The sequence below is a fragment of the Kitasatospora sp. NPDC101235 genome, assembly GCF_044767505.1.
Lineage (GTDB): Bacteria > Actinomycetota > Actinomycetes > Streptomycetales > Streptomycetaceae > Kitasatospora.
Genome location: NZ_JBIWNZ010000010.1, coordinates 258,640 through 281,890 on the forward strand (window position 1 = coordinate 258,640; position 23,251 = coordinate 281,890).

A 23,251-nucleotide genomic window follows, 5' to 3' on the forward strand; every position below is an offset into this window, starting at 1 on the left:
GCCGATCCATGACAGTCCGGTCACGGTGTCCCGTGGGGCTGTTGCGCCGCCCGGTCCGCTCAGTCAAGCTCCAGGGAACCTCCTTTCCGGAGGGGGCGCGATCGCCTGTGGGCGGGGCGCACTGCCTCAGCGGGCGCATCCCCCTTTCGCGGGAACAACGTCGCTCCAGGGCTTCCTCGCTGGGCGGGGCCTCGTCCCCGTCGTACTCTGAAAGGAACAGGTCACATACGGTGCTGCGCGGCGCAGACCGACGCCATCCCGTGGGCGGGCCTGCTGCCCGGGCAGCGTTGTTCTCCTCTCCTGTCGGCCCCTCTCCATCGAAGAGCCGTGAGCCATGGCTGGTTTTGAGCCTCCCCGACCGGTTGAACCGGACACGCCCCGCAGCGTGGGCCCGGCCGGAGGGCCTGCCTCCGATCGCTCCGACGGCCGGGCCGAGGTCGGCGCTGACCAGCGCAGTGACGATCAGGGCAGTGACGATCAGCGCCGTGACCACGGCGGTGGGCACCTCAGTGGCCGCCGTAGCGACCACCTCAGTGACGACCGCGACAACGACCGCGACGACGGCTGCGGCGATGGCCGCGACGGCGGTCACGGCGACGGGCCTGCCGACGGACGAGTCGACGCGCACGCCGAGGCCCCGGGCCGCGTCCCGGGCGGTCGGCCGAGTCCCGAGCGAGCCGACGTCGCCGAGGGGGCCGAAGCAGCCGGAGCGGACCGTGCAGCCCGGCCGGCCGACGTGGCACGGCCGACGGAGCCTGGGGAGCCCGGCCCGGGCAGCGATGGCCCGCTGGGCTTCGCGCGCGCTCTGCGCGGCCTCGCCCGCCGGGGCAGCCTCGCCCGCCGTGACCGCCCAGGGCCCCGCCAGAGGCGCGGCGAGCCCCCGGCCGACCCTGCCGGGTCTCCGGTGACGGGCCGCCTGGGTCCGGGCGCCGAGCGCCCGGAGGCGGCTTCCGGCGCGGCCGGCCCGTTGGGCGGGCACGCCGAGCCGTCCGGGCAGGAGACCCCGGCGCCGTCGCTCGACCCGGTGTTCCAGCACGGTGTGGTGGTCGGCTTCGACGGCTCGCTGTCGAGCGAGCGCGCCCTCGCCTACGCCGTGGGCATGGCACGTCGTTCGCAGTGCGGGCTGGTGATCGTGCACGTCGCCAACCGTCTGCCCGCCACGGTTTGGGCAGGCTGCGAGCCGCCCGTCTTCGTCGACCTCCCCGACCGCCGGACCGAGGTCCTCGGCCTGGAGCTCGCCTGTGCGGACTTCCTCGCCGGGGTGCCGTGGATCCTGGTCGAGCGCGGCGGGGACATCTGCCACGAGATCGAGGAGGTCGGCCGTGAGTACGCCGCCGACGCGATCGTCGTCGGCACGACGCACGGCCTGCTCGGCAAGATCTTCGGCTCGGTCTCCGGACGGCTGGCGCGGCGGGCCAACCGCCCGGTGATCGTGATCCCCTGAGGCCCCGTTCCTGCGGCTCCTCCCGAAGCCTCTCCTGGTCTCCTCCTGATGCCTCCTCTGCCATGGGCCACCCAACTTGCCTTGTGGAGCGATGCGTTGAGCGGTGTGCCGACCCGGTGAGCGCGGTTCAGGAGGTGACCGTCAGGCAATGATCGTCACGAACCGATGCCGAGCTCCCGGGCGATGAGCATGCGCTGGACTTCGGACGTGCCCTCCCCGATCTCCAGGATCTTGCAGTCGCGCCAGAAGCGGGCGACGGGGAATTCGTTCATGAAGCCGTACCCGCCGTGGATCTGGGTCGCCTCGCGGGCGTTGTCGACGGCGGCCTCGGACGAGTACAGCTTCGCGATGGCGGCCTCCTTCTTGAACGGTTCGCCGTGCAGCAGCCGAGAAGCGGCGTCCCGCCAGGCCAGGCGGGAGGTGTGGGCGCGCAGCTCCATGTCGGCAAGCTTGAACTGGATGGCCTGGTTGGCGCCGATCGGCCGGCCGAAGGCCCGGCGCTCGCCGGCGTACTTGACGGACTCGTCGACGCAGCCCTGGGCCAGGCCGGTGGCCAGGGCCGCGATCGCGATGCGGCCCTCGTCGAGGATCCGCAGGAACTGGGCGTAGCCTCGGCCACGCTCGCCCAGCAGGTTGGCCGCGGGAACGCGGCAGTCGGTAAAGGACAATTCGCGGGTGTCGGACGCGTTCCACCCGACCTTCGAGTACTTCTTCGAGACCTGGAAGCCGGGGGTCCCGGTGGGCACGATGATGGAGGAGATCTCCCGTACGGGCGAGCGGAATTCGCCCTCTTCACTCGAACGAGCGATCGGTTCGGTGAGTGCGGTGACGGTGACCAGGCCGGTGATGTCGGTGCCGGAGTTGGTGATGAAGCACTTGGTCCCGTTGATGACCCACTCGTCGGTGGCCTCGTCGTACCGCGCCGTGGTGCGGGTGGCCCCCGCGTCCGACCCGCCCTCCGGCTCGGTGAGGCCGAAGGCGCCGAGGAGTTCGCCCGAGGTCAGCCGGGGCAGCCACTCGCGCTTCTGCTCCTCGGTGCCGAACCGGTGGATCGGCATCGCGCCGAGCGAGACGGCGGCCTCCAGGGTGATCGCCACCGAGGAGTCCACGCGGGCGAGTTCCTCCAGGGCGAGGCCGAGGGCGAAGTAGTCGCCGCCCATGCCGCCGTACTCCTCCGGGAAGGGCAGGCCGAAGAGCCCCATCCGCCCCATCTCCCGGACGATCTCGTAGGGGAACTCCTCCCGCTCGTAGAACTCGCCGATCTTCGGCGCCACCACGTCCTGGGCGAACTCGGCGACGGTGCGCCGCAGTTCCTCGTACTCGCTGCTGAGTCGGTGGTCGAGCATGGTGATCCTCCTGGCGTCCGGCCGGGTCGGCCGCGGACGTGAACGGGGTGACCGGCGTCCGTCGGTCGGTGTGACGGACGCACGATGTGATTGAGGGGCGGGAGTCGAGCGGTGCGGGTGGTGCGCGGCGCCGGCCGGGTGGTGCGGGCGGCCGGCGCCGGAACGGGAGCGGGCGGGTCAGCCCCCGGCGGAGCCGAGCAGCGCCTGGACGGTGCGGGACGGACTCGGGCGGCCGAGGCGCTCGGCCATCCAGCCGCTGGTCGCGACGAGGGAGCGCAGGTCGACGCCGGTCCGGATGCCGAGCCCGTGCAGCATCCAGACCAGGTCCTCGGTGGCCAGGTTGCCGGTGGCGCTCTTCGCGTACGGGCAGCCGCCCAGGCCGCCCGCCGAGGCGTCCACCGTGGTGACGCCCTCGCGCAGCGCCGCCAGGGTGTTGCTGAGCGCCTGGCCGTAGGTGTCGTGGAAGTGCACGGCGAGCCGGTCGACCGGGACGCCGGCCCGCGCGAAACCCGCCAGCAGGGCGGTGACCTGGCCCGGGGTGGCGACCCCGATGGTGTCGCCGAGGCTCAGCTCCGTGCAGCCCAGCTCCAGCAGCTGCACGCCGTACCGGACCACCTGGTCGACCGGGACGGGGCCCTCCCACGGGTCGCCGAAGCACATCGAGAGGTAGCCGCGGACCGCGACCCCGGCCCCGGTGGCCCGGGCCACGACCGGGCGGAGCATCGCCATGGCCTCGTCCGCCGAGCGGTTGAGGTTGCGGCGGGCGAAGGTCTCGGTGGCGCTGGCGAACACCGCGATGTCGGCGGCGTGGTGGGCGAGCGCGCGGTCCAGGCCGCGCTCGTTGGGCACCAGCACCGGCAGCCGCAGGCCGGGGTGGCGCTCCGGCAGGCCGGCGAGCCGGGGGACCAGCTCCTCGGCGTCGGCCAGCTGCGGTACCCACTTCGGGTGAACGAAGCTGGTGGCCTCGACGGTCCGCAGCCCGGCGGCCGCGAGCCGGGCGATGAACTCGGCCTTGACCTCGACCGGCACCAGGGACTTCTCGTTCTGCAGGCCGTCGCGCGGTCCGACCTCGTGGATCCGGACCTCCTCGGGCAGGCCGGGGGCGCGGACCGGGTCGGGCAGGCCCAGGTCGAGGGCGTCGGGCTCGCGGGCGGGGGCGGTCACGACCGGACCTCCGCGGGCTCGGCGGGGGCCGCGGCCGGTTCGGCCGGGGCGTCCCCGACCACCGCGTCCCCGACCACCGCGTCCTCGACCGGGGTGACCACGACCAGCAGGTCCTCCATCGCGACGGTGGCGCCGGCGGTGGCCCGCAGTTCGGCCACCACTCCGTCGTGCGGTGCGGCGATCACGTGCTCCATCTTCATGGCCTCCAGCACGAGCAGGGGCTGTCCCTTGCGGACCGTCTCGCCCGCCGTGGTCTTGACGACGGTGACGGTGCCGGGCATCGGGGCGGTCAGGGCGCCGTGGTGAGCGGCGGCCCCGGCGGCGCTCTCGACGACCGGGTCGAAGGCGTGCAGCGGCCAGGCGTCGCCCTCGATGCCGAGCCAGGTCACCGGTCCGGCAGCGAGGCCGGGGGTGGCGTCGGTGGCCAGCGAGAACGTGGTCCGGAGGCCGTCGACGGTCAGGTGCAGCCGGTCGCCGGCCAGGGTCGCCCGGGCGCGGTGCGTGGGGCCCTCGTCGAGCCGGAGCTCCACCTCGCGGGTGGGCCCGGCGGAATTGTCAGTGGCATCGGCTACGTTGCCCGCAGTGATCGAGCGGACGCGCACCGCCACCGGGTCCTGGCCGGGGGTACGGAGTCGGTGGGTGGTCCAGGCGGGGGTGCCGCCCAGGCGCCAGCCGGAGGGAAGGGAGAACGGGTCGGTCCAGCCGTCGGGATCGGCGGCCGGGGTGAGTTCCAGGTGCCGTGCCAGAGCGGCCGCGTAGTAGAGGAGGTGAGCGGGCGACGGCGGTTCGGCCGCCCCGGGCGTGTTCGGGGTGGTCGCGTTCGTGGGGGAGTACGGCGCGGTGAGCAGGGCCGGTTGCTCCTGGGCCGTCTGCTCCACCAGTCCGGTGTCCAGGCGGCCGGCGGCGACCTCGGGGTGTGCGAGCAGTCGGCGCAGGAAGCCGGTGTTGGTGGTGACGCCCAGGATGCGGGTGTCGGCCAGCGCCGCGCGGAGCCGGCGCAGCGCGGTCGGGCGGTCGGGCCCGTACGCGATGACCTTGGCGAGCATGGGGTCGTAGGCGCTGGTGATGACGGTTCCGGGGGCCACCCCGGAGTCGACACGGATGCCCTCGCCCCGGGGCTCGTCCAGGGTGAGGATGCGGCCGCCGGTGGGCAGGAAGTCCCGTTCCGGGTCCTCGGCGCAGATGCGGGCCTCGATGGCGTGGCCCAGGAAGGAGATGTCGGACTGAGTGAAGGAGAGCGGTTCACCGGCGGCGACGCGCAGCTGCCACTCGACCAGGTCGAGCCGGGCCGAGTCCGCGCCGACCGCGACGGCGAGTTCGGTGACGGGGTGTTCCACCTGGAGACGGGTGTTCATCTCCATGAAGAAGAAGTCCCGCACCCCCTCGGCGGCTGAGGCGGGGGCGTCCGGGTCGATGCCGGGGACGATGAACTCCACGGTGCCGGCGCCGGTGTAGCCGCAGGACTCCGCGGCGCGGACGGCCGCGGCGCCCATCGCGGCGCGGGTCTCGGCATTCAGGAGAACGGAGGGAGCCTCTTCGATCAGTTTCTGGTGGCGGCGCTGGAGGCTGCACTCGCGCTCGCCGAGGTGGACGGTGGTGCCGTGGGCGTCGGCGAGCACCTGCACCTCGATGTGGCGCGGCCGGTCGATCCAGCGCTCCAGCAGCAGGGTGTCGTCGCCGAAAGCAGTGCGGGCGACACGGCGGGCGGCGGCGATCTCGGTCGGCAGGTCGGCGCGGTCCCGCACGAGCCGCATGCCCTTGCCGCCGCCGCCGGCGGACGGCTTGAGCAGCACCGGGTAGCCGATCTCGTCGGCGGCAGCGACGAGTTCCTCATCGGTGGGCGCGGTGGCCCGGCTGCCGGGGACCACCGGGACGCCGGCGGTCCGGACGGCCTCCTTGGCGTTGATCTTGTCGCCCATCAGCTCGACCGCAGCGGGAGGTGGTCCGATGAAGGCGAGGCCCGCGTCGGCGCAGGCGCGGGCGAAGCCAGGATTCTCGGCGAGGAAGCCGTAACCGGGGTGGACGGCCTGGGCGCCGGTGCGGCGGGCAGCGGCGAGGATCTGGTCGGTCCGCAGGTAGGTCTCGGCCGCTGAGCTGTCGCTGCGGTCGGCCGGGCCGAGCCGGACCGCGACGTCGGCCTCGCGGACGTGCGGCGCGTCGGCGTCCGCGTCGCTGAACACGGCGACCGAGCGGACGCCGAGCCGCCGCAGGGTGCGGATCACCCGGAGGGCGATCTCGCCGCGGTTGGCGACCAGAACTGTGTCGAACATGGGAGGCGTTCCTCCGGGTCGAGGGGAGCCGTACGAAGGAGGTGGCGGTGGGCGGTCGGGGCGCCGGCCCGGGTGGGCCGGCGCCGCGGGGAGTCACACCCGGAAGGGAAGGGTCACGGGAACAGGGGTGACACGACGAGGGATCACATGCGGAAGACGCCGTACGGAGCGGGCGGCGCCAGCGGTGCGTTGGCACAGGCGGTCAGCGCGAGACCGACGACGGTGCGGGTGTCCATCGGGTCGATCACGCCGTCGTCCCAGAGCCGGGCGGTGGCGTAGTAGGCGTTGCCCTGGCGCTCGTACTGCTCGCGGACGGGGCGCTTGAACTCCTCCTCCGCCTCGGCCGGCCACTGCTCGCCGTGCGCCTCCAGCTGGTCGCGGCGGACGGTGGCGAGGACGGAGGCCGCCTGCTCGCCGCCCATCACGGAGATCTTGGCGCCCGGCCACATCCACAGGAAGCGGGGTGAGTAGGCCCGGCCGCACATCGAGTAGTTGCCGGCTCCGTACGAGCCGCCGATCACCACGGTCAGCTTCGGGACGCGGGTGCAGGCGACGGCGTTGACCATCTTGGCGCCGTGCTTGGCGATGCCGCCCGCCTCGTACTGCCGGCCGACCATGAACCCGGTGATGTTCTGGAGGAAGAGGAGGGGGATGCCGCGCTGGTCGCACAGCTCGATGAAGTGGGCGCCCTTGAGGGCCGACTCGGAGAACAGCACGCCGTTGTTGGCGACGATGCCGACCGGGTGGCCGTGGATCCGGGCGAAGCCGGTGACCAGGGTCGAGCCGTACTCGGCCTTGAACTCGGCGAACCGGCTGCCGTCCACCAGCCGGGCGATCACCTCGCGCACGTCGTAGGGCGTGCGCGGGTCGACCGGCACGGCCCCGTACAGACCCGCCGGGTCGACGGCCGGCGGCTCGACCGGGGTGAGCGGCCACGGCTTGGCCTCGCGCGGGCCCAGCCCGGCGACGATCGTGCGGACGATGGAGAGGGCGTGGGCGTCGTCCTCGGCCAAGTGGTCCGTCACGCCCGAGGTGCGGGAGTGCAGGTCGCCGCCGCCCAGCTCCTCGGCGGTGACCACCTCGCCGGTCGCGGCCTTCACCAGCGGCGGACCGCCCAGGAAGATCGTGCCCTGGTTGCGGACGATCACGGCCTGGTCGCTCATCGCCGGGACGTACGCGCCGCCGGCCGTGCAGGAGCCGAGCACGGCGGCGATCTGCGGGATGCCCGCGGCGGAGAGCCGGGCCTGGTTGTAGAAGATCCGGCCGAAGTGGTCGCGGTCCGGGAAGACCTCGTCCTGCATCGGGAGGAAGGCGCCGCCGGAGTCCACCAGGTAGACGCAGGGCAGCCGGTTCTCCAGCGCGACCTCCTGGGCACGCAGGTGCTTCTTCACCGTCATCGGGTAGTAGGTGCCGCCCTTGACGGTGGCGTCGTTGGCGACCACCACCACCTCGCGCCCGGCGACCCGGCCGATGCCGGCGATCACCCCGGCCGCGGGGGCCGCGCCGTCGTACATCCCGTCCGCGGCCAGCGGGGCCAGCTCCAGGAAGGGGGAGGCCGGGTCGAGCAGGGTGTCCACCCGGTCACGGGGCAGCAGCTTGCCGCGGGCGGTGTGCCGGGCGCGGGCCTTGGCGCCGCCGCCCAAGGCGGCCGCGTCGAGCTTCGCGCGCAGCTCGGTGACCAGGGCCCGGTGCGCCTCGGTGTTGGCGCGGTAGGCCTCGGAGCCGGGATCGACGGAGCTGCCGAGCCGGGGCGCCGGTGCGGCGGCCGCGGGCTGGGTGGCACCGGACTGGGCGGTACCGGGCGCCGTCGTGCCGGTCGCCGCGCTGAGCCGGACACCGGTGGGTGTGCCGGCGGTTGAGATGACCATTCCCAAGAGCTCCCTTGCCCTCGGCACCAGGTGGGCAGCCGGGTACGGTCCGCCCGTGATCGCCACGTTAATTAACGTTAACTTACGCGGCCAGGTTAACGGCCGATAACCCGACTGTCTACGATGGACGGCATGCCGAACGTCCCCGCAGCCTCCGCGCTCCCACGCCGCGACCAGATCCGCCGGGAGGCCGCGAGGCTGTTCGCCGCCCGGGGCTTCCTCGGTGTCGGCGTGGACGAGATCGGCAAGGCCGTCGGGATCAGCGGCCCCGGGCTCTACCGGCACTTCGCCGGCAAGGACGCGATGCTCGCGGACCTGTTGATCGGCATCAGCGAGCGCCTGCTGGACGAGGGGCGCCGCCGGGCGGGCGGCGGCGAAGGCCCGGCCGCCACGCTGGACGCGCTGATCAGCGGCCACGTCGACTTCGCCCTGAACGACCGGGACCTGATCACCCTGCACGACCGCGAGCTGCTGAACCTCAAGGAGGAGGACCGGCGCACCGTCCGCCGGCTCCAGCGCGGCTACGTCGAGCTGTGGGTGGAGGTGGTCCGGCAGGCCTACCCGCCACTGGCCGACCCCGCCGCCGAGCCGGTGGCGCGGGCCGCCGTGCACGCCGTCTTCGGCCTGATCAACTCGACCCCGCACAGCCTCGGCTCGAACCCCGACCAGGCTGAGCGCTCCGCCCTCCAGCGCGACGGCATGGCCGCCCTGCTCCATGCCCTCGCCCACGGCGCTTTCGCGGCGGCCGCGGACTCGGCAGCCTCCCCCGTCGACGGTTCGGCGTCCGCGGGGGCCTGACCACCTGCACCCCGGGCAGTGCCTCCGGCCCCGTTCCCGTCGCTGAACGGTCCGTCGTCGAGCAGTCCTTCGCCGAGCAGTCCGTCGCCGAGCGGTCCGTCGCGAAGTGGCCCGATGGGGATCGGCCCGACGGAGAAGGGGCAGACGGGGAAGGGGCTGGCGGAGAATGGTCAGAGGGCGAGGGTTTCGCCGGTGAAGGCCCGGCGGCAGCCCGCCCCGAGGACTAATCCCAAAGAACGGCGCCCGCCCGCCTCTGGCCGCTGGCCGTCGTGACGGCCGTCGGCGACCCTGGAGTCGGCCGGGGGGAGTGGGCCATGCGAGTGTTCCACCGGGAATCACCGCAGGCGGCTGGCTGTTGGGCAGTCCGCCGGACCGGATGATCAGGGCTGCCCCGGCCCGCCCCGAACCCACCCGCCCCGAACCCACCCGGGCCGGAAACGCCATGGCAGCCACCCGACGAAATGGTTAGCATCCCTAAATATGCCTGAGACTCACGGATCCACGGTGGAGCAATCCCCGAGCGGCCCCCCGGCCCCCGGCCCGACCCGGGAGGTCCCCGTCGACAGCCTGCAGCCCGCCGTCGAGAACGCCGGGCCGGTCACCGGAGACGGCGGGCCCGCCGTCGAGAACACCCAGCCCGCTGCCGAGGGTGCCGAGTCGGCCGGCTGGCTGCGCCGCCTGGTCGGCTACAGCTGGCGGTCCCGCCGCAGCCTGCTGCTCGCCTTCGGCGCCTCGCTCCTCGGCATGGCCGTCACCGCGCTGGTGCCGCTGGTCACCAAGCTGATCATCGACGACGTCATCGTCGCCCACACCCGTTCGCTGGCCCCCTGGGCGGTGGTGCTGCTGCTCGCGGCCCTCGTGGTCTTCGGCTGCACCCAGGTCCGCCGCTACTACGGCGGCCGGCTCGCGGTCGACGTCCAGCACGACATGCGCAGCGACCTGTTCCGCTCGCTCGGCCGGCTCGACGGCCACCGTCAGGACCGCCTGGACACCGGCCAGGTGGTCGGGCGTGCGACCTCCGACCTCCAGCTGGTCAACGGTCTGCTCTCGATGCTGCCGATGATGACCGGCTACCTGCTGATGTTCGTCATGTCGCTGGCCGTGATGGTCTGGCTGTCCCCGCCGCTCACCCTGATCGCCCTGGTCATGGCCCCCGCGCTGTGGTGGGTCTCGGTGCTCAGCCGCAAACGCCTGTTCCCCGCCACCTGGGCCGCCCAGCAGGAGGCGGCCGCCGTCGCGGGCGTGGTGGACGGCGCGATCGGCGGCGTCCGCGTGGTCAAGGGCTTCGGCCAGGAGGCGCAGGAGCGCGACAAGCTGGAGCTGGCCTCCCGCAACCTCTTCGCGGCCCGCCTCCGGTCGATCCGGCTGAACGCCCGCTACAACCCGGCGATGCAGGCGATCCCGGCGCTCGCCCAGGTCGGCGTCCTGGCCTTCGGCGGCTGGCTGGCCGTCGACGGCCGGGTCACGCTCGGGACCTTCGTCGCCTTCTCCACCTACGTCGCCCAGATGACCGGCCCGGTGCGGATGCTGACCATGGTCATCACCGTCGGCCAGCAGGCCCGGGCCGGTGTCGAGCGCGTCCTGCAGCTGATCGACGAGCGCCCGCTGGTCCAGGAGCGCCCGGACGCCCGCACCCTGGACCTTGCGCACGGCGACACCCCGGCCGGGGCCTCGGAGAACGGCGCACCGGCCGACGCCCCCGCCTCCGGCGCCACCGCCGTCACCGCCACCGCCACCGCCGTCACCGCCACCGTCGGTGCGCGGACCCCCGACGTCGCCCTGGAGTTCGACCGGGTCGAGTTCCGCTACGACCCCGAGCACCCCGCCCCCGTCCTGCACGGCCTCAGCCTGAAGCTGGCCCCCGGTGAGACCCTCGCCCTGGTCGGCGCCTCCGGCTCCGGCAAGTCGACGGTGGCCCAGCTGGTGCCCCGCTTCTACGACCCCGCCGCCGGCGCCGTCCGCCTGTTCGGCCACGACCTGCGCGACCTCACCCTGGACTCGGTCCGCGCGACGGTCGGCATCGTCCCCGAGGAGAGCTTCCTCTTCTCCGAGTCGGTCCGCACCAACATCTCCTACGGCCGCCCGGACGCCACGGACGAGCAGGTGGTCGCCGCCGCCCGCGCCGCCCAGGCCGACGAGTTCATCCGTGCGCTGCCGGACGGCTACGACACCAAGGTCGGCGAGCAGGGCCTGACCCTCTCCGGCGGCCAGCGCCAGCGCATCGCGCTGGCCCGGGCGATCCTCACCGACCCCCGGATCCTGCTGCTGGACGACGCCACCTCCGCCGTGGACCCGCAGATCGAGGCGGAGATCCACGACGCGCTGCGCTCGGTGATGACCGGCCGCACCACGCTGCTGATCGCCCACCGCCGCTCGACCCTCCAGCTCGCCGACCGGATCGCCGTCCTGGAGCGCGGTCGGCTGCTGGATCTCGGAACGCACGAGGAACTAGAAGCCCGATGTCCCCAGTACCGGGCCCTGATCACCGACCCCGAGGCCGGTCGCACCGGCCGGCAGTCCATCCCTGAACCGGCCTCCGCAGAGGCGTCCGGGCAGGCGTCCGGGCAGCCGGCCGCCGCCGGCGCTCCCACCGGCGACGCGCAGACGGCCCCCGGAACCATCGGAACCCCCGGGAGCGACAGCGCCGGAACCACCGACAGCACTGGGACCACCGGAACCCAGGCCACCCCCGCCCTCCCCACCCCCGCCCTGGCCAAGGCAGCCCGCACCGCCGACCCTGACCTGCTGGACAAGGTCGCGGCCCTCCCGCCCGCCTCCGACAACCCGGCCGTCCCCCGCGACGAGGCCGAGGCCGGCGACCCCGACTTCACCCTGCGCCGTCTGCTGCGCCCCTTCCGCAACCCGCTGCTCATCGCCCTCCTGCTGGTCGCCCTGGACGCAGCGGCCGGACTGGTGCTGCCGGTGCTGATCCGGCACGGCATCGACGAGGGCGTCCGCAAGGGCCTGATGTCCGGCGTCGCGGTGGCCTCGCTCACCGCACTCGTCGTGGTGCTGCTGGACTGGGTGGTGCAGGGTGCCGAGAACCGGGTCAGCGGCCGTACCGGCGAGCGCGTCCTCTACACGCTCCGGCTCAAGATCTTCGCCCACCTCAACCGGCTCGGCCTGGACTACTACGAGCGCGAGCTGACCGGCCGGATCATGACCCGGATGACCACCGACCTGGACTCGCTGACCTCCTTCCTCCAGACCGGCATGGTCACCGCCGTGGTCAGCCTGCTGACCTTCGCCGGGATCTTCGCCGCCCTGCTGATCATCGACGCCGGTCTGGCCCTGGTGGTCTTCGCCGTCCTGCCGCTGCTGGTGATCGCCACCCTGGTGTTCCGCAAGAAGTCCAAGGACCAGTACGAGCGCTCCCGCGACCTGATCAGCGCCGTCAACGCCGACCTCCAGGAGAACGTGGCCGGCATGCGGATCGTCCAGGCCTTCCGCCGCCTGGACACCAACACCGACCGCTTCGTGGCCCGTGGCATCGCCTACCGCGAGGCCCGGGTCCGGGCCCAGCTCTACATCTCGCTGTACTTCCCGTTCGTCCAGTTCCTCTCCAGCGTGGCCGCCGCGCTGGTGCTGATCGTCGGTGCCGCCCGGGTCGACGCGGGGACGCTGACGGTCGGTGCGCTGGTCGCGTACCTGCTCTACATCGACCTGTTCTTCGCGCCGGTCAACCAGCTGTCCCAGGTGTTCGACGGCTACCAGCAGGCTTCGGTCGGGCTCGGCCGCATCCGCGAGCTGCTGCGCACCCCGACCACCACCGCCGAGGCGGTCGACCCGGTCCCGGTGGCCAAGGGCCTGCGCGGCGAGATCTCCTTCGAGGGGGTCGGTTTCGCTTACAACGGAGGCGCCGACGGTGCTCCGACCGTGCTGAGCGGCGTGGACCTGCACATCCCGGCCGGGCAGACGGTTGCGCTGGTCGGCGAGACCGGCGCCGGCAAGTCGACGCTGGTGAAGCTGGTCGCCCGGTTCTACGACGCGACGGAGGGCACCGTCCGGGTGGACGGGGTCGACCTCACCCGCTACGACCTGGCGCAGTACCGCCACCGCCTGGGCGTGGTGCCGCAGGAGGCGTACCTGTTCGCGGGCACCGTCCGCGAGGCGATCGCGTACGGCCGGCCGGACGCCTCGGCGGCCGAGGTGGAGGCGGCGGCCCGGGCAGTCGGCGCGCACGACATGATCGTCCGGCTCTCGGGCGGCTACGACCACGAGGTGGCCGGCCGCGGGCGCAACCTCTCGGCGGGCCAGCGCCAGCTGATCGCGCTGGCCCGGGCCGAGCTGGTCGACCCGGACGTCCTGCTGCTCGACGAGGCCACCGCGGCGCTCGACCTGGCCACCGAGGCAGCGGTCAACCAGGCCGCGGACCGGCTCAGCGGGGGCCGGACCACCCTGGTCATCGCCCACCGTCTGACCACCGCCGAGCGCGCCGACCGGGTGATCGTGCTGGACCACGGCCGGGTGGTCGAGGACGGCACGCACACCGAACTGCTCACCCGGGGCGGCACCTACGCCCGGCTCTGGCAGGCGTTCATCGCCGACGGTCACCCGGCGGTCGAGGCCGTCGCCGCAGGATAGGGCCGCTCCGCACCCGGAACCCCGCTCACCCGCGAGCCGCCTGACGGCCCTTCACCTGCGGACCGTCAGGCGGCGATCAGCGAGGCCAGCAGCGCCGAGGCGTCGATCCCCCGGGGCAGGTCGCTCACCTGCCCGTCCCCGACCTCGACCACCCGCCAGCCGGAGCCGTCCGCCCGGCTGGCGAGGTCGGTGGTGACGAAGCGGCAGCCGAGCCTGCGGACCAGCGCCGGAACCCCGGTGAGGTCGGGTTCGACGGCCTGGCGCGGGGCGTCCGGGTGCGGCCCGACCAGGACGGGCCGGCCGTCCAGCCACCACACCCGGGCCTCCACGGCCCGCCCGCCGGCCCCCGGTCCGCCGCCGTCCGCGCGCTCCGGACCGGCCGTACCGGCCGACCCGCTCGTACCGGCCAACCCGCTCGTACCGTTCGTACCGTTCGTGCCGACCGGGCCGACCGGGCCGACCGGACCGATCGCCGGGACGCCCGCGCCTTCGAACTCCTCGTACTGCCGCAGCACCACGCCGCCCGCCAGGAACTCGCCCTGCAGTTCGACGAACCGTTCCACCACCCGGCCGACGGCCGCCAGGTCGGACAACTCGGGCACGTAGCAGGCCTCGTGCCACTCGTGCTTGCGCGACTTCACGTAGTCCTTGACGATCGCCGGGCCGCGCCCACCGAGCCGGGCCGCGGCCTCCGCCAGCTCCGCCGGCCCTGGCGCCACCGGCCCGTCGGACGGGATCCACGCACTGGCCGGGGTCGCGCCCTCGAACACGTCGTACCAGCCCGGCAGTTCGTGGGCCGCCGCGTACCCGGGCGCGCTGGTCAGCAGGTTGCCGCCGCGGGCGGTGAGCGCGGCGGCGAAGTCGGCGTACCGGGCGGATGGCAGCATCCAACCCCGGTACCAGAGCGGGCCGCTGTCCCGCGGTACCCGCCGGACCGCCTCCTCGGCCCGCCCGGCGAACAGCCCGTCATGGTCGACCAGGTGGTGCTCGCCGCCCAACTCCCGCAGCATCCTGGCCTCCCAGGCGAAGTGCGGGTCGGGCCGGCGCGGGTTGAGCGGATCGGCGGGGAAGATGATCGCGGGTACGGGCATGGCCGTCAGGGTACGGCCGCCCGGCGGGTCGTGCGCCCGCCGCGACGGACCGGCCGGCTCAAGCACCCGACCGGAGTGCCGAATCCGCTCGACGCCCCTGCCGGCTGCTGCGAGAGTGACCCGATGCGAAATCTGCTGCGTCAGCGCAAACGCAAGCCGAGGCAGGCCGCCCGTACGGTGGTCCTGGACGAGAACGGCTCGGTCTTCCTGCTCCGTTCGGACAACGACGAGGTCGGCGTGCACTGGGCCATGCCGGGCGGCGGACTGGAACCGGGTGAGACTCCGTGGGACGGCGCCCGGCGCGAGCTCTGGGAGGAGACGGGCTGGAGCGACCTCGAACCCGGCCCGCTGCTCTGCACCTGGGAGCACGACTTCACCTGGCACGGCACCCCGGTCCGCCAGCACGAGCACATCTACCTCACCGGCGGCCCGCACCGCGGCCCGGTCGGCGATGTCAGCGAGGTGCACGCCGTCGACCGGATCCTGGACTGGCGGTGGTGGACCCCGGCCGACCTCGCGGACGAGAACGCTGACCCGCTCTGGCCGCCCGCACTGCCGGAACTGCTGGACGCGGTCCGCGCGGGCTGGGCCGTGGACGGGCGGCCGCCGGTGCCCGTCGACCTCGGGTACGTCCCGAACGCCCCGGTCACCCCTCAGGCCGGTCAGGCCCGTTAGCCCGGTCAGGCCTGCCGGGCCCGTCGGGCCCACCACGTCCGCGCTGCCCTTCGCCGGACGGCGCCCGGCGGAGCGGCTACGTGCGCCTGCCGCGCCGGGTCCGCCCGGCCGGAGCGGACTCCCAGCCGTGCAGCTCCAGCTCCCGGTCGTGCAGTGCGGCGGGGTTCATCAGCACCGTCAGCTGTGCGCCGGCCAGTTGCTCGAAGCCGAGCCCGGTCGCGGACAGCAGCTGCTCGGTCGGCACCGAGACGGCGATGGCGGGCCGCCAGGAGGGCAGCACCACCAGACAGGTGCCGCGGCCGACCCGGATCGGCTTGGCCGCCGCCCGGACGGGTGTGCGCTCCTCCGGCCGGCCGAGGCCCTCGGCCGGCACGGGGTTGCCGCCGATCAGGATGCCGAGCGGAGGCTCGGCCCACGAGGCTCCGGCGGCGGGGCCGGTGGCAGCCGGGTCGGCCCCATCGGAGCCCCAGGCGTCGATGCCGGCTCCGGCTCCGGCCTCGAACGACGGCGCCTGCGCCGCCGCACCGGCCGTACCGGCGCGTTCGTCCGCCCGCCCGGTGACATCCGGCAGATCCGTCCTGCTCGGGCCGGTCGCGGCCGTCTCCCGTGCGGTCGCCCCCTGCCCGGTCTGGACGGCCTGCGGGTGCATCCGGCGCAGTCGCCGCGAGGGCGACGGCCGCCGGGACCCCAGGATCCGCGGCTCTTCGCGCACCGGACGCGGCGCCGGCACGGACTGGCCACCCTCCGACGGCGCGGCGGCGGGCCCGAACCGGACGAACCCGGCCTCGGCCCCGACCCCTTCCGGTCCGTCGGGGGTGTCGGTCGCCCCGGCAGCACCGCCGGTGGAAGCGCCGGGCGCGGCCGGACCGTCCGCGGCCAGGCCGAGCAGAGCCCGCACCTCCGCGACCGGCCGCCGGCACGCGTCCGCCAGTTCGGCGACGGAGCGGCCCTGGGCGTGCGCGGCCCGCAGCCGGTCGGTGAACGCGGCCCGCAGCCGCGACGTGGTCGGATCGCCGTCGACCTCCGGGCAGGCTGCCGGCGCATCGTTCCGGCTGCGCGGCTGCGGCACCGAGTCGTGGCGCGCCGTACCGTCCTGGCGCGCCGACCCCTCCGGGGAGCCGGGCGAGGTCGCACCGGGCTCGGCGGCGGACGCGATCGAGCACATCGGGACGGCCGCGGCGGGCGGGCCGGGCGCGGCGGACGGGGGTGAGGATCCGGCACTGTCCCCGGGCGGGCCGGGCAGGGACGGAGCGGTTGCGGCGGGGTGGAGCGAGGTCATCTGCGGGCCCTTCGGGGAACGGTCCCGACGATCCTCCCGCACCACGCGATCAGCTCCAAGCGTCGAACCCGGCGGTGTGCGCGATACCACCGCGGGATCGGTGCGGGATGAGCAGCAGATCGCCCAAGACAGCGCTGGGCGAACACCGTTGCCACACGACCGGAACGGCGCCCCGTTCTGCGCGCCGACCCGGCCACTGCCCGGTCGGGAAGTCTCAACTGCCGGGCGCCACAAAGCCCTTGAGGTCGGTGAGCACCGCGTTCGCCGCCATGACACCGAGCCCGAGGAACCAGGTCTCGTCCGAAACCGGCCGGGCCTGACCGGACTTGACCGCTCCGAGCGTCTTCCAGAGCGCGCCGCCCAGCACCGCGTCCTGGTTGGTCGAGCTGGGGCTGCCGTACACGCCGTAGAAGATCCAGTCGGCGTCGGCCTTGTCGATCTGCTCCGGGCTGACCTCCACCGCGAGCTCCCGGACCTGCTCGATTCCGGGCTGCGGCAGCGGCACGTCGGTGAGGATGGTGCCGATGAAGGAGAGCTCGGCGTAGAGCCGGGTCCGGCCCGGCATGAAGCGCAGCGGCGTGATGGTGGGCCGCTTGTCGCCGAGCTTCGCGCCGATCGCCGCGGCCGCCGCCTGGTACGCGTCGAGCTGCGTCCTGGCCTCGGCTTCCAGGCCGAACGTACTCGCGTTGAGCAGGAAGTTCTGCTTCCAGGGGTAGCCGGGGCGCAGCGAGAAGACGGTCGGCGCGATCTTGGACAGCTGTGCGTACTGGTCCTGGGCGCGCAGCTGGCTGCCGAGGATCAGGTCCGGCTTGAGCGCGGCGATCGCCTCCAGGTTGAGGCTGTTGATGGTGCCGACGGCGGCAGGGCTGCCGGCCTTGTCCCTGAGGTAGGACGGCAGGGACTTGGAACCGTCGGTGTGCACGACGCCGACCGGCTGGATGCCGAGGGCGACGACGTTGTCGAGCTCGCCGGTGTCCAGCACCACGACGCGGGTGGGCCTGGCCGGGATGACGGTCTCGCCCATCGCGTGCTTGAGGGTGCGCGGGTAGACGCCGGGGGCGGCGTCGGTGCCGAAGCCCTTCATCTTCTCGATCACGGTGGCGTAGTCGTCGCCGCCCTGCTTGACCGACTTCTGGTTCGGGGAGGAGCCGCCGCCCGGGGTCGAATCGGCGCTGCCGCCCGATCCACCCGATCCGCCCGAGCTGCCACAGGCGGTGAGCAGCCCGCCGAGGCCGAGCACCGCGCCTCCGGCGATCCCTGCGGTGAGGAACCTGCGGCGGGTGGCGGTGCGGGGGAGGAGGGCCTGGTCGTCGGAGGTGGTGGGCACGCGACGCTCCTTCGCGATCGAAATTAGGTTAGGCAAACCTATCCGAACTCGAAGGCGATGGGGTCGCGACCCCTCCGTGCCGGGAGGGCAAACCATGACGAATCTTGGCAAAAGGAAGAAATTTTCTTGGCCCAGCTCCTTTGAAACCAAGGTACATGGGTTAACAAGTCGTGAATGCATCGACTCAAGCGGCCACCGCGGGAACGAATCGAAGCACGTGGTTTAGATCACCAAGAGTTGGTCTACTCAACCTTCCATGCCCGGATCTAGGGTGCGCTGGTGTTTGATCAGCAGCTCTCAGAGCACACGAGCAGCGGCCGGGCAATGGCGCCCGGCGCTCCGCAGGGTGCCCCGGTCAGTGGCATCAGTGGTGGAGTCCCCGCCGATCAGGGGACCGCTGGGGGAGCGGGGGACAAGGGTCTACGGGGCGGTTCCGTCGGCCTGCTGAGCAGCGTGGTGCTGGGCGTCTCGACCGTCGCCCCGGTCTACTGCCTGACCGCCACGCTCGGTCCGACCGTCACCGCGGTCGGCGTCCAGATGCCTGCGGTGTTCCTGGCGGGCTTCCTGCCGATGCTGCTCGTCGCGTTCGCGTACAAGGAGCTGAACAAGGACTTCCCGGACTGCGGCACGTCCTTCACCTGGGGCGTCCGGGCCTTCGGCCCCCGGGTCGGCTGGATGGCCGGCTGGGGCCTGACGGTGGCGACCATCATCGTGCTCTCCAACCTGGCCGGGGTCGCGACCGACTTCCTGTACCTGATGCTGGGGGAGATGACCGGCAGCAGCTGGGTCACCGAACTCGACCAGAACAAGGCCGTCCACCTGCTCACCGTGGTCCTGCTGATCGCCGGCGCCACCGCGATGAGCTACCGGGGGATGACCGCCACCAAGTGGTTCCAGTACAGCCTGGTCGGCCTCCAGCTGGCCGTGCTGCTGCTCTTCTCCGCCATCGCCATCGGCAAGGCAGCCTCCGGCGACCTGCCCGACTCGATCGGCTTCTCGCTCTCCTGGCTCAACCCGCTCGAAGTCGACTCGTTCAGCGCGTTCACCGCCGGACTGTCGCTGTCGATCTTCATGTACTGGGGCTGGGACACCTGCCTGACCATGAACGAGGAGACGCAGGGCAGCGCCAAGACCCCCGGCCGCGCCGCGATGATCTCCATGGTCACCCTGGTCGGCTCGTACCTGCTGGTCGCGATCGCCTCCCAGATGTTCGCGGGCGTCGGCACCACCGGCAACGGCCTCGGCAACCCGGCCACCGCCGACAACGTCTTCGCCGCGCTGGCCCGCCCGGTGCTCGGCTCGCCGTGGAGCATCCTGCTCTTCCTGGCCGTCGTCGCCAGCGCCGCCGCCAGCCTGCAGACCACCTTCATCCCGGTGGCCCGCACCCTGCTCGCGATGAGCGCCTACCGCGCCGTGCCGCCGCGCTTCGGCGCCGTCCACCCGCGCTACCGCACCCCGGGCTACGCCACCGTGGCGGCGGGCATCGCCACCGCGGTCTTCTACGTCGGCATGAGCCTGATCAGCGAGAACGTCGTCCAGGACACCATCCTGGCGCTCGGCCTGATGATCTGCTTCTACTACGCGCTGACCGCCTTCGCCTGCGTCTGGTACTTCCGCCGTTCGCTGCGCACCAGTGCCCGTGACCTGCTGCTCAAGGGCGTCGCCCCGTTCCTCGGCGGCGTGCTGCTCAGCGCGGTCTTCCTGCAGACCCTCACCGACGCCTGGGCCCCCGACTACGGCAGCGGTTCGGTCTTCGGCATCGGCTCGGTCTTCGTGATCGGCGTCGGCATCCTGCTGCTCGGCGCCGGGCTGATGACCTGGTACGGCTTCATCCGGCCGGAGTTCTTCCGCGGCGAGACGTTGCGCAAGGACACCCCGGCGCTGGTCGTGGAGGACTGACGCCACTACTGTTGGGCGCATGAAGCGCTTCGTGGGCCTGTGCTGGTGGCCGTCCTAGGACGGCCACCCCACTCGCCTGACCCAGGGCCGTCCGGGATGGACGGCCCTGCTGCGTTTTCCGCGCTCCCCGCAGGACGGGCCCCTCGCCCCGGACGGCCGCCACCACCGCCGCACCGAGGAGAGAGAGACCTTGACCACCGAGACCATCGCCGCCGCCGCGGCTCCCGTTCCCGCCGCCGTCCCCGTTCCGTCCGACGACCCGACTGCCCACCGCGTCCTCACCGGGGACCGCCCCACCGGACCGCTCCACCTCGGCCACTACTTCGGCACCCTGCGCAACCGGGTCCGGCTCCAGGACCAGGGCGTCGAGATGTTCGTCGTGGTCGCCGACTACCAGGTCATCACCGACCGCGACCTCGCCGACCGGCTCGCCGAGCACACCGAGAACCTCGTCCTCGACTACCTCGCCGCCGGCCTCGACCCCGAGCGGGCGACGATCTTCCCGCACAGCGCCGTCCCCGCCCTCAACCAGCTGCTGCTTCCCTTCCTCAGCCTGGTCAGCGTCGCCGAACTGGGCCGCAACCCCACCGTCAAGGACGAGATCGCCCACTCCCGGCAGTCCGCCGTCAGCGGGCTGATGTTCACGTACCCCGTCCACCAGGCCGCCGACATCCTCTTCTGCAAGGCCGACCTGGTGCCGGTCGGCCAGGACCAGCTGCCCCACCTCGAAGTCGCCCGCACCGTCGCCCGGCGGTTCAACGAGCGCTACCCGCACGCCGACGGCAGCGCCGTCTTCCCCCGCCCGCAGGCCCTGCTCTCCGACGCCCCGATGCTGCTCGGCACCGACGGCGGCAAGATGAGCAAGAGCCGGGGCAACGCCGTCGCCCTCGGCGCCACCGAGGACGAGACCGCCCGGATCATCCGCGGCGCCAGGACCGACGCCGACCGCCGGATCGGCTACGACCCGGTCAACCGGCCCGAGGTCTCCAGCCTCGTCCTGCTCGCCGCGCTCTGCCAGGACCGCGCCCCCGAGACCGTCGCCGAGGAGATCGGCGACGGCGGCGCCGCCGCGCTCAAGCGCACCGTCACCGAGTCCGTCAACGAGTTCCTCCGCCCGATGCGCGCCCGCCGGGCCGAACTCGCCGCCGACCGGGGCCACCTGCGGCAGGTCCTGCGCGACGGCGCCGAGCACGCCAACGCCGTCGCCGACGCCACCCTCACCGAGGTTCGGGAGGTGATGGGGGCGGTGATCTGAAGAGCACCCACCGCCCGCCCTTCCCGAGCGCGACGGAGTCCGCAGGAGCCTGCCGGACCCCCCACCGGGACCTGCCGACCCGCGGACCGCATCCGGCGGACGCCGACCGGCGGACATCGGCCGGTTGACACGGGGCATATCGTCACCGGGCGGTCGCGGCCACAGCGCGACCGCCCGCACCCCGCTCCCGAGCCCGAAAGGCGGCCCGGCCCATGGACCAGCACCCGACCACACCCGGCCAGGGACTGACCCGCCCGCCGCACCTGCGCCCCGGCGACCACATCACCGTCGTCGCCCCCAGCGGCCCCATCGACGCCGAACGCCTCACCGCAGGGTGCGCGATCCTTCGCTCCTGGGGGCTGCGCGTCACCGTCGCCCCGCACGTCCTCGACACCCACTCCTCCCTCGGCTACCTCGCCGGCACCGACGCCGACCGTGCCGGCGACCTCCAGTCCGCCTGGGTCGACCCCACCGTCGACGCCGTCATCTGCGCCCGCGGCGGGTACGGCGTGCACCGCATGCTCGACCTGCTGGACTGGACCGCGATGCGCGCCGCCGGGCCCAAGCCCTTCATCGGCTTCAGCGACGTCAGCTCCCTGCACGAGGCCTTCGCCCAGCGCCTCGGCCTCGCCACCCTCTACGGACCGCTGGCCGCAGGCGCCTCCTTCGTCTCCGACGGCCCGACCGCCGAGCACCTGCGCCGCACCCTCTTCGACCCTGCCGCCACCACCGTCCTCACCTCACCCACCGCTGCCCCGCTCGTTCCCGGCCGGGCCCGCGGCGTCACGGCCGGCGGCTGCCTCCACGTCCTCACCGCCGAGCGCGGCACACCCGCCGCCCGGCCCTCCTACGAGGGCGGCATCCTGCTGCTCGAAGACGTGAACGAGCACCCCTACCAGCTCGACCGGCTGCTCACCCAGCTCCTGCGCTCCGGCGCCCTCGACGGCGTGGCCGGCGTGGCCCTCGGCTCCTGGGAGGGCTGCGGACGGCCCGAGCGGGTCCGGGACGTGATGCTCGACCGGCTCGGCGGGCTCGGCGTCCCCGTGCTGTGGGAGCTGGGCTTCGGCCACTGCCCGTCCACCCTCACCGTCCCGCTCGGCGTTCCCGCCCTGCTCGACGCCGACGCCGGCACCCTCACCCTCGACCTGCCCGCCCTCACCGACCGCTGAGCCGATCCGGCCCGGCGAGCCCTGCCCGGGACGGGGCGCCCTGAGTAAGGTGCGGCCATGAACGAGGACCGCCTCACCGCCCTCGCCCTCGGCTTCCTCCGGGGCCGGGGCAGCAACGCCCGCACGATCCTCGGACTTGCCGGCCCGCCCGGTGCCGGCAAGTCCACCCTGGCCCGCCACCTGGTCACCGAGGTCGAGCGCGCCGAAGGCCCCGGCACCGCCGCCTACGTCCCGCTCGACGGCTTCCACCTCTCCGGCGCCCAGCTCGACCGCCTCGGCCTGACCCGGCGCAAGGGCGCCCCGGCCACCTTCGACGCCCATGGCTACGTCGCCCTGCTGCGCCGCATCGCCGACGACCGCTTCCAGGACATCTATGTCCCGGACTTCGACCGCGCCCTGGACGAACCGGTCGCCGCCCGCCATGTGGTCCGCCCGCACACCCGGCTCGTCATCACCGAGGGCAACTACCTCGCCTCCGCCGACGCACCCTGGCCCGACGCCCGCCGGCTGCTGCACGAGCTCTGGTACGTGCACACCGACGACGACGTCCGTGAGGAACGCCTGCTCCGGCGACACCGCGACGGCGGCCGCGACGAGGCCACCGCCCGCCGCTGGGTCACCGGCAACGACCACCCCAACGGCGAGTACGTGAAGCCCGGCCGGGCGCTCTGCACCCGGACCGTCTCAGGCGCGGGTTTGCCTCCGGTGCCGGACAGGGGTAGTGTTCTCTAGTCGCTCGGCAGGGAGCACCGGACACGCGTCTGCGCGGACGGTCCCGGAGCGGCCAATCCTCTGAAACACCATCTCCCGGTTCGTGCCGGTCGTTTCCGCTTTTCCGCGTGGCGACCCGGTGCTTATTCGGCGTGCGCGTTTTATCGGATTGCGGCCGGATTCGCTTTTCGGAGCGGAGATCGGCTAGAGTTTGAAACGTCGGACGGGGCGTCAAGCCCCGGAAGACACCGGCGAGTTGGATGAACGAAGCCCCGGAAACGGAGCGGAAAACATCTGATAAGCTGGAAACACGAAAGAACGAAGCCCGGAGGGTCCGCTGGAAGGCGATCCGAAGGAAGCGTCCGTTCCTT

Annotated in this window: 15 protein-coding genes; 8 read left to right on the plus strand and 7 right to left on the minus strand. The window is 73.2% G+C overall.

The window, feature by feature from the left end; all coding sequences use genetic code 11:
* Positions 1-967: 967 nt before the first annotated feature.
* On the plus strand, positions 968-1,444 hold the full coding sequence (locus tag ACIRRH_RS19425; protein WP_403068594.1) for a universal stress protein: 477 nt from the start codon (positions 968-970) through the stop codon (positions 1,442-1,444).
* Positions 1,445-1,599: 155 nt separating this feature from the next.
* Here ACIRRH_RS19425 and ACIRRH_RS19430 read toward each other — a convergent pair whose 3' ends face one another.
* The 4 genes from ACIRRH_RS19430 to ACIRRH_RS19445 form a co-directional block, all read right to left on the minus strand.
* Positions 1,600-2,790 carry an acyl-CoA dehydrogenase family protein gene (locus tag ACIRRH_RS19430; RefSeq protein WP_403068527.1) on the minus strand — a complete coding sequence of 397 codons (1,191 nt, stop codon included), beginning with the start codon at positions 2,788-2,790 and terminating at the stop codon, positions 1,600-1,602.
* 177 nt (positions 2,791-2,967) lie between these two features.
* Positions 2,968-3,954, minus strand: coding sequence for a hydroxymethylglutaryl-CoA lyase (locus tag ACIRRH_RS19435; protein WP_403068530.1), 987 nt, complete (start codon positions 3,952-3,954; stop codon positions 2,968-2,970).
* Complete coding sequence (locus ACIRRH_RS19440; protein WP_403068533.1) at positions 3,951-6,224, minus strand: biotin carboxylase N-terminal domain-containing protein; 2,274 nt, start codon at positions 6,222-6,224, stop codon at positions 3,951-3,953. The genes ACIRRH_RS19435 and ACIRRH_RS19440 overlap by 4 nt, the downstream gene beginning before the upstream one ends.
* Before the next feature lie 143 nt (positions 6,225-6,367).
* Positions 6,368-8,092 carry a carboxyl transferase domain-containing protein gene (locus ACIRRH_RS19445; protein ID WP_403068536.1) on the minus strand — a complete coding sequence of 575 codons (1,725 nt, stop codon included), beginning with the start codon at positions 8,090-8,092 and terminating at the stop codon, positions 6,368-6,370.
* Between the two features lie 132 nt (positions 8,093-8,224).
* Between ACIRRH_RS19445 and ACIRRH_RS19450 the strand changes: the two genes are divergently transcribed.
* Together ACIRRH_RS19450 and ACIRRH_RS19455 are read left to right on the plus strand one after the other, a co-directional pair.
* Positions 8,225-8,890 carry a TetR/AcrR family transcriptional regulator gene (locus tag ACIRRH_RS19450; RefSeq protein ID WP_403068539.1) on the plus strand — a complete coding sequence of 222 codons (666 nt, stop codon included), beginning with the start codon at positions 8,225-8,227 and terminating at the stop codon, positions 8,888-8,890.
* Between the two features lie 480 nt (positions 8,891-9,370).
* The gene (locus ACIRRH_RS19455) at positions 9,371-13,474 is read left to right on the plus strand and encodes an ABC transporter transmembrane domain-containing protein (RefSeq protein ID WP_403068542.1); all 4,104 of its coding nucleotides are present in this window, start codon (positions 9,371-9,373) and stop codon (positions 13,472-13,474) included.
* Between the two features lie 65 nt (positions 13,475-13,539).
* On the opposite strand, the gene ACIRRH_RS19460 is transcribed toward ACIRRH_RS19455, so the two are convergent.
* On the minus strand, positions 13,540-14,565 hold the full coding sequence (locus ACIRRH_RS19460; protein ID WP_403068545.1) for an ATP-grasp domain-containing protein: 1,026 nt from the start codon (positions 14,563-14,565) through the stop codon (positions 13,540-13,542).
* Positions 14,566-14,688: 123 nt separating this feature from the next.
* On the opposite strand from ACIRRH_RS19460, the gene ACIRRH_RS19465 reads away from it, so the two are divergent.
* Positions 14,689-15,240 (plus strand): NUDIX hydrolase, encoded by a 552-nt coding sequence (locus tag ACIRRH_RS19465; RefSeq protein WP_403068548.1) that lies wholly within the window; start codon positions 14,689-14,691, stop codon positions 15,238-15,240.
* 76 nt (positions 15,241-15,316) lie between these two features.
* Here the strand turns inward: ACIRRH_RS19465 and ACIRRH_RS19470 are convergent, their stop codons facing one another.
* Together ACIRRH_RS19470 and ACIRRH_RS19475 are read right to left on the minus strand one after the other, a co-directional pair.
* Positions 15,317-16,519, minus strand: coding sequence for a hypothetical protein (locus ACIRRH_RS19470; RefSeq protein WP_403068550.1), 1,203 nt, complete (start codon positions 16,517-16,519; stop codon positions 15,317-15,319).
* 214 nt (positions 16,520-16,733) lie between these two features.
* Positions 16,734-17,846 carry an ABC transporter substrate-binding protein gene (locus ACIRRH_RS19475; protein WP_403068553.1) on the minus strand — a complete coding sequence of 371 codons (1,113 nt, stop codon included), beginning with the start codon at positions 17,844-17,846 and terminating at the stop codon, positions 16,734-16,736.
* A 324-nt stretch (positions 17,847-18,170) separates the two neighbouring features.
* Here ACIRRH_RS19475 and ACIRRH_RS19480 point away from each other — a divergent pair, with 324 nt between their 5' ends.
* From ACIRRH_RS19480 to ACIRRH_RS19495, 4 genes are all read left to right on the plus strand, one after another.
* Positions 18,171-19,745 carry an APC family permease gene (locus tag ACIRRH_RS19480; protein ID WP_403068597.1) on the plus strand — a complete coding sequence of 525 codons (1,575 nt, stop codon included), beginning with the start codon at positions 18,171-18,173 and terminating at the stop codon, positions 19,743-19,745.
* Between the two features lie 205 nt (positions 19,746-19,950).
* A complete protein-coding gene (trpS, locus tag ACIRRH_RS19485) occupies positions 19,951-21,000 on the plus strand; it encodes a tryptophan--tRNA ligase (RefSeq protein WP_403068600.1) in 1,050 nt (349 codons plus the stop codon).
* Between the two features lie 212 nt (positions 21,001-21,212).
* A complete protein-coding gene (locus ACIRRH_RS19490; RefSeq protein ID WP_403068555.1) occupies positions 21,213-22,169 on the plus strand; it encodes an LD-carboxypeptidase in 957 nt (318 codons plus the stop codon).
* Positions 22,170-22,226: 57 nt separating this feature from the next.
* Entirely contained in the window at positions 22,227-22,901 is a 675-nt protein-coding gene (locus ACIRRH_RS19495; RefSeq protein ID WP_403068558.1) for a nucleoside/nucleotide kinase family protein, read from the plus strand.
* Positions 22,902-23,251 lie beyond the last annotated feature (350 nt).

Excerpts from the sequence above, each read along its gene's own strand:
- ACIRRH_RS19465 (WP_403068548.1), top strand. The coding sequence starts at position 14,689 with ATGCGAAATCTGCTGCGTCAGCGCAAACGCAAGCCGAGGCAGGCCGCC.
- ACIRRH_RS19440 (WP_403068533.1), bottom strand. The coding sequence starts at position 6,224 with ATGTTCGACACAGTTCTGGTCGCCAACCGCGGCGAGATCGCCCTCCGG.
- ACIRRH_RS19450 (WP_403068539.1), top strand. The coding sequence starts at position 8,225 with ATGCCGAACGTCCCCGCAGCCTCCGCGCTCCCACGCCGCGACCAGATC.
- ACIRRH_RS19490 (WP_403068555.1), top strand. The coding sequence starts at position 21,213 with ATGGACCAGCACCCGACCACACCCGGCCAGGGACTGACCCGCCCGCCG.
- ACIRRH_RS19460 (WP_403068545.1), bottom strand. The coding sequence starts at position 14,565 with ATGCCCGTACCCGCGATCATCTTCCCCGCCGATCCGCTCAACCCGCGC.
- ACIRRH_RS19495 (WP_403068558.1), top strand. The coding sequence starts at position 22,227 with ATGAACGAGGACCGCCTCACCGCCCTCGCCCTCGGCTTCCTCCGGGGC.
- ACIRRH_RS19445 (WP_403068536.1), bottom strand. The coding sequence starts at position 8,092 with ATGGTCATCTCAACCGCCGGCACACCCACCGGTGTCCGGCTCAGCGCG.
- ACIRRH_RS19480 (WP_403068597.1), top strand. The coding sequence starts at position 18,171 with ATGGCGCCCGGCGCTCCGCAGGGTGCCCCGGTCAGTGGCATCAGTGGT.
- ACIRRH_RS19430 (WP_403068527.1), bottom strand. The coding sequence starts at position 2,790 with ATGCTCGACCACCGACTCAGCAGCGAGTACGAGGAACTGCGGCGCACC.
- ACIRRH_RS19455 (WP_403068542.1), top strand. The coding sequence starts at position 9,371 with ATGCCTGAGACTCACGGATCCACGGTGGAGCAATCCCCGAGCGGCCCC.
- ACIRRH_RS19470 (WP_403068550.1), bottom strand. The coding sequence starts at position 16,519 with ATGACCTCGCTCCACCCCGCCGCAACCGCTCCGTCCCTGCCCGGCCCG.